At 72.5% G+C, this 1,525-nt stretch carries 1 protein-coding gene and 1 other RNA gene; both read left to right on the top strand.

Features of this window, described 5'->3' with window-relative positions; all coding sequences use genetic code 11:
• Positions 1 to 29 precede the first annotated feature (29 nt).
• Positions 30 to 126: signal recognition particle sRNA small type (ffs, locus tag ADY01_RS36425), an RNA gene on the top strand.
• A 30-nt stretch (positions 127 to 156) separates the two neighbouring features.
• A partial coding sequence (locus tag ADY01_RS35545) for a DNA polymerase III subunit gamma and tau (protein ID WP_234320551.1) occupies positions 157 to 1,525 on the top strand: 1,369 nt, incomplete at its 3' end.

Below are 1,525 nucleotides of genomic sequence, written 5' to 3'. Positions count from 1 at the left end.
ACTGGGGGGCGTGGATCCGGTAGGGTGGCGGAAGCCCCTCACGCGGCGCTATCTCGCTGAACTCCCCCAGGGCCGGAAGGCAGCAAGGGTAGGCGGGCTCTGGTGGGTGCGTGAGGGGCCCTTCGTATGTCAGTGGCGGCCTATATCGTCAGTGGTGTGTCCTCCCTCGCGCTGTACCGCCGCTACCGACCCGAGACCTTCGCCGAGGTCATCGGGCAGGAGCACGTCACCGTGCCACTCCAGCAGGCCCTGCGGAACAACCGGGTCAACCACGCGTATCTCTTCAGCGGGCCGCGGGGCTGTGGCAAGACGACCAGCGCGCGCATCCTGGCCCGTTGTCTCAACTGTGTGCAGGGGCCCACGCCCACGCCCTGCGGGGAGTGCCAGTCCTGTCTCGATCTCGCGCGGAACGGGCCCGGTTCCATCGATGTGATCGAGATCGACGCCGCCTCCCACGGGGGCGTGGACGATGCCAGGGAGTTGCGGGAGAAGGCGTTCTTCGGGCCCGCGGCCAGCCGGTACAAGATCTACATCATCGACGAGGCGCACATGGTCACCCCGGCGGGGTTCAACGCCCTGCTGAAGGTGGTGGAGGAGCCGCCGGAGCACCTGAAGTTCATCTTCGCCACGACCGAGCCCGAGAAGGTCATCGGCACCATCAGGTCGCGCACGCACCACTACCCGTTCCGCCTCGTCCCGCCGGGGACGCTGCGGGACTACCTGGGGGAGGTGTGCGAGCACGAGGCGATCCCGGTGGACGGCGCCGTGCTGCCGCTCGTGGTGCGGGCCGGGGCCGGGTCGGTGCGGGACTCCATGTCCGTGATGGACCAGCTGCTCGCCGGGGCCGGGGAGGATGGGGTCACCTACGAGATGGCCACGGCCCTGCTCGGGTACACGGACGGGACGCTGCTGGACGCGGTGGTCGACGCCTTCGCGGCGGGGGACGGCGCGGCGGCGTTCGGGGTCGTGGACCGGGTGATCGAGGGCGGCCACGATCCGCGGCGGTTCGTGACGGACCTGCTGGAGCGGCTGCGGGACCTGTTGATCCTTGCGGCCGTGCCGGACGCGGCGGACAAGGGGCTGATCGATGTTCCGGCGGATGTGCTGGAGCGGATGAGCGCGCAGGCGGGGACCCTCGGCCCCGCGGAGCTGAGCCGGGCCGCCGACCTGGTCAACACGGGGCTGACGGAGATGCGGGGCGCCACCTCGCCGCGGCTCCAGCTGGAGCTGATCTGCGCCCGCGTGCTGCTGCCCGCGGCGTACGGGGACGAGGGGGCGTTGCTCAGCCGCCTGGACCGGTTGGAGAGGGGCTTCGGCGGGGGCCGGGCCGCGGGCGACCAGGGGGTGGCGCCCCCGGCGCAGGCCGCGCCCGCCCCGGCGCCCGTCGCGCCTTCGCCGGTCGCCGCCGGGAGCACGCGGCAGCAGTGGGACGTGAGCGGCCCGGCGATCGCGCAGCGGTTGCGGAACGTCGCCACCGGGCAGTGCCTGTCGGACGGAGGCGAGGGGGTCGCCGTCATGGGCCCGT

Origin of the sequence: Streptomyces sp. SBT349, assembly GCF_001083795.1 — a bacterium.
In the GTDB taxonomy this organism is placed as follows: Bacteria; Actinomycetota; Actinomycetes; order Streptomycetales; family Streptomycetaceae; genus Streptomyces.
Note: the sequence above shows the minus strand (reverse complement) of the source record. Positions and strands in the feature narration are given on the sequence as shown.